We start from the raw sequence: 8,172 nt of genomic DNA, 5'->3' as shown, positions 1-8,172 counted from the left end.
TCCAGCCACTTGATATTATATGCAAATATATGTAATAATTATACAGTAAGGTACGATCCGCTCCGTGGGTGATATCTCGAAAGATGAATATGAGGTGATTTGGTTGCAGGAAAGACCGATCCTTTCGGTTAAAAACCTCTCCACACATTTCAAAATGGTAGAAGGTGTCGTAAAAGCCGTTCAGGACGCCACTTTTGATCTATATCGTGATGAGGTTCTGGGCATTGTTGGAGAGACCGGCTCCGGCAAGAGTGTTACGGTCAAGGCCATCGCCGGAATGATAGACAATCCGGGATTCATAGCGGGCGGAGAGGTCCTCTTTCTAACCGACGAGTTTTCGAAGAGTGGTGAAAAAGAGTACATAGATCTCGCCAAGCTTCCCAAAGAGAGCTTTTCACGAATACGTGGTAAGCACATCGGAATGATTTTTCAGGATCCGATGACCTCTCTGGACCCTATGTACACCATAGGTAATCAAATGATAGAGACCATAGTACACCACAAGGGTGTTACGGTAGAGGAAGCCCGAGAAAGGGCAGTCAAGTTGCTCGAACAGGTGGGTATTCCAAAGCCTTCGGAGAGGATAAACGATTACCCCTTCCAGCTTTCCGGGGGTCAGAGGCAGAGAGTGGTAATTGCAATAGCGCTCTCGTGCGACCCCGATATACTGATAGCCGACGAGCCTTCTACGGCCCTCGACGTAACCGTTCAGGCTCAGATACTGGAATTGATGAAGGATCTTCAGGAACAGTTCAACAGCAGCATGATGTTCATCACGCACGATATGGCGGTAATAGCCGAAATCGCCACGAAAATAACCGTGATGTACGGGAGTTATCAGATGGAGATGGGACAATCCAAAGATATCTTCGAGCACCCTATGAATCCATATACAAATGCGTTGCTTGAATGCATCCCGAGACTCGATGTTAAACTGGATAGGCTTCTTCCAATTCCAGGCCAGCCGCCAGTGATGCTCAATCCACCGGATCTCTGTCCCTTTCTTCCGCGTTGTTCCAGAGCTGGAGAAAAGTGTTACAGGGATCTTCCACAAATGGAGCAGATGGGCGACAATCATTTTGTCAGATGCTGGAATCCAATCGCAGGAAAAGTCAGGCTGGTCAAGGAGGCTCAAGGATGAAGCTTCTCGAAGTCAAAAATTTGAAAAAGTACTTTCCGATAAAGCAAGGCTTCCTCGTAGAGAGGGTGGTCGGATTCGTCAAAGCCGTGGATGACGTCTCTTTTTCCGTTGACCGGGGTAAGACGATTGGAATAGTTGGAGAATCCGGTTGCGGGAAGACCACGATAGGCAAATCGATTATCAGGTTGCATGAAGTGACCGACGGAGAGATGCTCATAGACGAGGAAGACACGACTTTCTACTTCATGAAGCGCAAAAGGGCTCTCCAATATCTGAAATCTAAGTACTTCAAGGATCAGGATTTCGATGGCGATGGAAGTGGCCTAGAAACGTACAAGAAGAAGATACACGACGTTTTTGTGAAGTCCGATAGAAATCCTTCAAAAACGTTGAACACTCTTTTCGAGAACCTTGAAGAAAAGAAGAGACTCTTGAGAAGAAAGGCCCAGATAGTCTTTCAAGACCCGATGTCGTCGCTCAACCCCAGAATGACGGTCGGGCAGATGCTCGCCGAACCACTTCTCTTCCACAAAATGGCCGAAAAAATGGATGATGCGATAGCGATGGTCAAAGACCTTCTCGTCAAGGTTGGTCTTAAGGCCTACCATGTGGATAGATACCCTCACCAGTTCAGCGGAGGCCAGCGACAGAGAATAGCCGTGGCGAGGGCTATAAGCGTGAATCCCGACCTGATAGTTCTCGACGAACCGACCTCGGCTCTGGATGTTTCGGTTCAGGCACAGATAGTGAACCTTTTCGAAGAGCTTCAGAAACAGCTGAACGCAGGTTATGTTTTCATCTCTCACAATCTTGCGCTCGTGAGATTCATCTGCCAGGAAGTCTCTGTCATGTATCTCGGAAGGATCGTTGAACAGGGCGATAGCGAGTCGATATTCGCCGCTCCACTCCACCCATACACCAAAGCCTTGCTCGCGGCGGCCCCGGTCCCCGATCCGAACAAAAAACGCAATCGGAAAGATCTAATAGGTGGACAGGTTCCAAGTCCAATAAACAGGCCATCCGGTTGCTTCTTCAATCCGAGGTGCAAGTACAGGATGGATATATGTACCAGGGAATATCCACAAATGTTCAAGGTGGATCAAAAGCATTTTGTAGCGTGCCATCTTTATTCCACATCTCAAGAACAAGGAGGGGAAAAGTAATGAAGAAATTCTTAGTACTAGTTTCAGTACTCTTGATAGCAGGCCTTGCATTGTCTGCGACGGAGTACAAAGTAGAAAACTTCAACGGAAAAACCGGTGGAACTTTCTATTACTGGGGACTGGGCGATCCCAAATCCTTTAACATCGATTGGGCGCAGGAAACCAGTTCGACCGTTCCTCTGGGCTTTATCCATGCTACGTTGCTCGAAGCCGATGAGGGCGGTATGCCGACCGAATCTGGCCTTGCTAAGGAATGGTGGTTCTCCGACGACGGACTGACCTTCTTCGTCAAGATAAGAGAAGGTCTCAAGTGGTCCGATGGAGCTCCTTTTACCATTGACGACGTTTACTGGACTTTTGTGGATGTTTCACTTAACCCCGAACAGACGGCCAACGGCAACGGCTCTTACATGGACTCCAACGACCAACTCCCCGTTGTAGAGATAGTTGACAGTACAACCATCTCCTTCACCTGGACCGTTCCGATGGTGACTGCGTTGAGACAGGTCGGTTTCAGGACGATAATTCCGAAACACGCTCTGAGCGAGGCCGTTGCAAGTGGAACCTATGCCGAGCAGTGGACGATAGCCGACGTTGACAAGCTCGTCGGAATGGGTCCCTACATAATGACCGAGTATGTCGAAGGCGTCAGAATCGTTTTCGAGAGAAACCCCAATTACTGGAAAGTAGATGCAAACGGTGTTCAGCTTCCTTATCTAGACAAAGTCAACTACGAGATCATCAGCGACCAGAACACCGCCCTTCTGAGATTCGAAGCTGGTGAGCTGGATATTTACGGCCCGAGCGCCGAGCAATTCCCGAGACTTGCCGAGATGGCTGCTGAAAAGGGTTGGGTTACAGGTGTCGGTGGACCGGCTCTCGGCTCGGAGTTTATAACTTTCAACTTCAACACCAAGGATCCTATCAAGAACGAGTGGTTCAGAAACGAATACTTCAGAAAGGCCTTCGTTTACGCTCTCGACAGACAGTCGATCATCGATTCTCTTTACAACGGACTCGGTTCTCCTCTCTATGGACCGGTCTCTCCCTCGAGTGGTTTCTACAACCCCGAGATCGAGAAGTACAACTACAAGTACTCCATAACCAGGGCCAGACTCGAGCTTAAGAAGGGTGGCTTCGACTGGGCGCCGGACGGTACACTTGTTGACTCGAAGGGTAACAAGGTTGAGTTCGAACTCCTCACCAACGCAGGAAACAGAACGCGTGAAGCTATCGGTAACATCGTAGTTGACGGAGCTTCGAAACTCGGAATAAAGGTCAATTACACACCTATTCAGTTCAACACCGTGGTCAGCAGACTTCTCGATGCCACTTACGATGCCGTTGTTATAGGTCTCACCGGTTCGGTCGATCCCGGAACCGGCTGGAACGTTTACAGGCTCGACGGCGGTCTCCACTTCTGGAACTACCCGCCGTTCTACAACGAAGAAGACCACATAACTGAAGACATGTACATTCTTCCAGACTGGGAGAAGAGAGTCGACGAGATCTACAGACTCCAGACTTCCGCGGTTGTCGATCAGGACAGGTACGACCTCTTCGCGGAGTTCCAGATGCTCTTCGCCGAGTACCAGCCAGTCGTCTTCACGATGGCCCAGAACTTCCTCTATGTTCACAAGGGAGATTTCCACCTGACGATTCCGCAGCTGAGTCCTGCAACAGGCATCCTGTACCAGGTAGAGGGTTTCTGGAAAGACTGATAGGTTTTTTGATTTGATGCGGGAGGGGTTTTCCCTCCCGCTTTTAGTAAAATGAACGTCTTCGCAGTGTTGAGGAGGGAAATAAGGTGCTTAAGTATATAGTGAGAAGGCTCATACTGGCGATTCCCGTTTTGCTCGGGGTTTCGGTTCTAGCCTTCTTGATCATCTCCGCCGCTCCGGGTGATTTTCTGGATGCCTATAGAATGAATCCTTCTATCACCAGAGATCAGCTGAGGCTTCTGGAGAGACAGTTCGGGCTCGATCAGAACGTCTTCGTTCAGTATTTCAAATGGCTTGGAAATGTCTTGACGGGAAATTTTGGATACTCGTTCACCTACAGAGTGCCCGTTTTCAATCTGGTGTGGAGGAGACTCGGTGCTACACTTCTTCTCAGCATAACCACAATGATCTTCACCTGGGGAATCGCCATACCTCTGGGTATATATTCGGCGCTTCACCAGTACTCGTTGAGCGACCAGACCTTCTCCTTCCTCGCGTTCATAGGTATCTCCATTCCAAACTTCTTTTTCGCCTTGCTATGGCTTTTTATGTCGGCCAAAACCGGCTGGTTTCCCATAGGGGGCTTGATATCGCAAAACTTCAACGATCTCAGCTTCTTCGGGAAGATAGGAGATTACCTGTGGCACGTTGTCGGGCCGATGGTTACTCTCGGTACATCTGGGCTGGCAGGGCTCATGAGACAGATGCGCGGACAGCTCCTGGACCAGCTGAGGCAGGATTACGTGCTTTTCGCCAGGGCGAAGGGCATGCCTGAGAAGAACGTTATATACAAGCACGCCGTTAGAAACGCGATAAACCCGATAGTGACAATATTTGGCTACGCACTTTCCGGACTCCTCGGCGGCGCCGTTCTCACAGAGACGGTCTTCGGCTGGCCTGGTATGGGTAGGCTTGTCATAGAGGCTTTGAACGCTCAGGATCTATTCCTGGTCATGGCTACGCTTCTTCTGTCGGCCGTTCTCCTGGTTATAGGTAATCTTCTGGCCGATCTTATGCTTGCCTGGGTCGATCCGAGAATAAGGTTCAGGTTAGGCTGAGGGGTGAGTTGGAGTGAAAAAGGAAAAGAAGAACGATCTGGTAACGGCGACTCCTCAGGAAGTGAAAAAAGACGAACTCTTCGAAATCAAATACATGGGACGCTGGCAACTCGCATGGCGCGCCCTCAAAAAGCATAAACTGGGGCTTTTTTCGCTTTGGGTACTCATAATACTCTATCTCGTTGCGATTTTCGCAGATTTTCTGGCTCCCAACAACCCCTACGATCAGAGACAGGATCTTTCGTACGCCCCCCCTTCGAAAGTCCACTGGACCGACGAGGATGGAAAACTGACGGCCCCGTACATTTATGCCTGGGTGCTTGAGAGGGATCCAGAGACTTACAGAACCTTTTTTACGGAGGGAATCTCTCTAGGATCCGTTGTCGCCATCGATAAGACAACCGGCGAGGAGAAGACCTTTGAACAGGGTAAAGATGGCGTATTGAATATATACGTAACAACCAGAACGATACGCTACGCACTCGATGCGGACGGAAACAGGGCCAACCTCGGAGGTCCGGAATACAGTACGGTTCAGACCGTCAAATTGACCGAACTGGATATGTTGAAAGAGACTGTTGTCACCGAAACATCCAACAGGACAACACTCGGCGCGCTCGCCCCGAGCAGGTTCAGAGAGTTGCTGAGGATCGGCCCACCTGTCAAGGTTGTAACGGAGAGGTCTTTGCACAGGATCTTCGCCCAGAAGGAAAATGAAATAAAAGACGTCGTAGTAGAAGCAATAAGCATAGTAAATGAAGTGATAGACGTCGATGGTGGAGACCTAGAACTGGCCAGAGAGTTTCTCGCGGAACTAGAAATCTCGCCAAACCTCGTGGATGTGATTCAAGACCCCCAGGTCACAGATTATGTGACCAAGAAGTATCCGATCAAGTTCTTCACACAGTCCTGGGAGTACAAGTTACTGGGATTCATCCCCATGAAACTTCACCTGGTGGGAACGGAACTGCCTTCGAAGTTTCTTCTTTTCGGTTCCGATATGTACGGTAGAGACGTTTTCTCCAGAATACTGTTCGGTTCGAGAGTATCGATGAGTATCGGGCTTCTAGCGATCCTGATAACCTTCTCTCTAGGACTTTCCATTGGTGGAGCGGCCGGATACTTCGGTGGTATCACCGATGAAATCCTTATGAGAGTGACGGAAATTCTTATGTCGATACCTAGCTTTTACCTGCTGATCTCTCTGAGGGCTGTTCTTCCAACCAGCATACCCCCACACATCACGTATATTCTCATAGTCCTCATATTGAGTTTCATAGGCTGGCCGGGAATGTCGAGGGTGATCAGGGGCATGGTTTTGAGTTACAAAGAAACGGAGTTTGTACAGGCCGCCATAGCTATGGGATATCCATCGGGGCGGGTTATACTTCGCCACATCATACCCAACACTGCGACTTATATAATAGTATCGGCCACTCTGTCGATTCCAGGATACATACTGGGAGAGGCGGGTCTGAGCTTCCTGGGTCTGGGAATAACCGAACCGTCGGCCAGCTGGGGACTGATGCTCTCTCAGGCTCAGAACATAAAGGCGATGACCGAGGCACCGTGGCTTCTGATACCAGGTATCTTCATATTCATCGTGGTTATGGCCTTCAACCTGCTGGGTGATGCCCTGAGGGATGCGCTAGATCCAAGATCACTGGGTTTCTAATAAGTAATTAACTCAACTACAGACTTCGACGGGACCTAAGGGTCCCGTTTTTGTTCGAGGCGTCTTCCCTTTCCCTGCGTGGTTCATCGTTTCCTGTCTTCAGGGCAGACATGTTGAGCATCTTCACCACCAGCGAGGCCATCAGGACAACGAGTATAACCGGCAGTAGAGAGCCTGTAGCGGTGTACAGAAGTGTTGAGCTTATGTACTCTCTTAGAGGAACCAGCCACCAGGTTAGACCGCCTTCCAGACTTTCCCTCACGTAAAGAAATAGAGAGCCTGCAAGAAAGAGTTCTTCGATTACCGGGATGAAGTAATGTTTCGCTATCGAGCAGAATTGCAGGACAAAGCCCGTCAATAAGAGCGCAGCGGGAAAGAGAAAATCCATCCAGTCCAGTTCGGGACTCTCTCCGTTCAGCAAGGCCGTAACGAACTGACCGCCTCCAAAGACCAGGGCTATCACTATCGCGACTCCCATTAGCAGGTTACCGAGGAAAATATACATCTAATTCACCTCAAAGAAAAACCGGCCCGTCGGGCCGGTTCATCGTTAGCGTTAAAATCAGAACGAGTAGTTGTAGAACAGCTTCACGTACCAGTCGATCGCCGGGAAGAAGGCAACACTGGCTTCGAAGTTGATCAGATCGAAGACCGGGAAGCCGAGCACAACATTGAGTGCCTTCGTGCCGTTGAGCAGGTAGTAACCGCCGTCGATGCTGAGTGTCGGCTTGAATCCACCCATAGCGAGAGAGAGGGAAGCCTCTGCGTAAGCGGAGAGATCCTTCACATCGGCGAGTAGGTTGCCGACTATATCGTAACCGAAGCCGGATTTGTTGTTATCGTTCTTGGTCGTGAAGTCGCCGGAACCGACAAAGACAGCCAGAGAAACTGGATCTATCTCCCAGCCGTCGGACTTCACGAGGAATCCGAGCTTCATTTCATTCGTTCCGCCCACCAGGAAGGAGTGGTCGTACCAGAACTTCACGCCTGCCCAGCCTATGCCCTTCTTGGAGAGAGCGACCTGTATCCAGCTGAAGAGTTTGCTGGCGGCGATATCGTACTTAACATCGGCGTTGATTTTCAGAACGACGCTTTCACCGATACCGTAACCAACTTTGAGACCTACCCACTGGCCCTTGGTGCTGGCGTATCTGGCATACGGGTTGAGAGTGAGAAGTCCGAGGGTCATCTTGTAATCGAAATCTATAACGTAGTCGAACGTCGGTGTACCGGTGAGATCCTTGGCCTCGAGACCGCCCTTGAGAGTGAGACCGGTGAACGGCTTAATGGTCGCTTCGGCTATGAGGTCACCACTCCAGCCCAGACCGGCCATACCGGTCTGAAGGGCCATAGAGAAGATATCCCAGGAGCCGTACAGGGCGATTCTGTCCGTACCGCCGAGGAGGGCTTCCTG

7 protein-coding genes are annotated in these 8,172 nt (G+C 50.0%); 5 read left to right on the top strand and 2 right to left on the bottom strand.

Features of this window, described 5'->3' with window-relative positions; all coding sequences use genetic code 11:
• The first annotated feature begins 103 nt into the window (after positions 1-103).
• From PKX57_RS10320 to PKX57_RS10300, 5 genes are all read left to right on the top strand, one after another.
• Entirely contained in the window at positions 104-1,141 is a 1,038-nt protein-coding gene (locus PKX57_RS10320; protein WP_472417165.1) for an ABC transporter ATP-binding protein, read from the top strand.
• Positions 1,138-2,304 carry an ABC transporter ATP-binding protein gene (locus PKX57_RS10315; RefSeq protein ID WP_472417163.1) on the top strand — a complete coding sequence of 389 codons (1,167 nt, stop codon included), beginning with the start codon at positions 1,138-1,140 and terminating at the stop codon, positions 2,302-2,304. Before PKX57_RS10320 ends, PKX57_RS10315 begins: the two co-directional genes overlap by 4 nt.
• Entirely contained in the window at positions 2,304-4,025 is a 1,722-nt protein-coding gene (locus PKX57_RS10310; protein ID WP_472417161.1) for an ABC transporter substrate-binding protein, read from the top strand. Before PKX57_RS10315 ends, PKX57_RS10310 begins: the two co-directional genes overlap by 1 nt.
• 86 nt (positions 4,026-4,111) lie before the next feature.
• Positions 4,112-5,083 (top strand): ABC transporter permease subunit, encoded by a 972-nt coding sequence (locus PKX57_RS10305; protein WP_213921981.1) that lies wholly within the window; start codon positions 4,112-4,114, stop codon positions 5,081-5,083.
• Positions 5,084-5,096: 13 nt separating this feature from the next.
• The gene (locus PKX57_RS10300) at positions 5,097-6,758 is read left to right on the top strand and encodes an ABC transporter permease (protein WP_470745769.1); all 1,662 of its coding nucleotides are present in this window, start codon (positions 5,097-5,099) and stop codon (positions 6,756-6,758) included.
• 16 nt (positions 6,759-6,774) lie between these two features.
• On the opposite strand, the gene PKX57_RS10295 is transcribed toward PKX57_RS10300, so the two are convergent.
• Positions 6,775-7,263, bottom strand: coding sequence for a hypothetical protein (locus PKX57_RS10295; protein ID WP_213921980.1), 489 nt, complete (start codon positions 7,261-7,263; stop codon positions 6,775-6,777).
• Between the two features lie 57 nt (positions 7,264-7,320).
• The coding region (locus PKX57_RS10290) for a hypothetical protein (protein ID WP_472417159.1) at positions 7,321-8,172 on the bottom strand (852 nt) is incomplete at its 5' end.

Origin of the sequence: Mesotoga sp., assembly GCF_035363035.1 — a bacterium.
GTDB lineage: Bacteria > Thermotogota > Thermotogae > Petrotogales > Kosmotogaceae > Mesotoga.
This window is presented reverse-complemented; position numbering and strand designations above follow the sequence as displayed.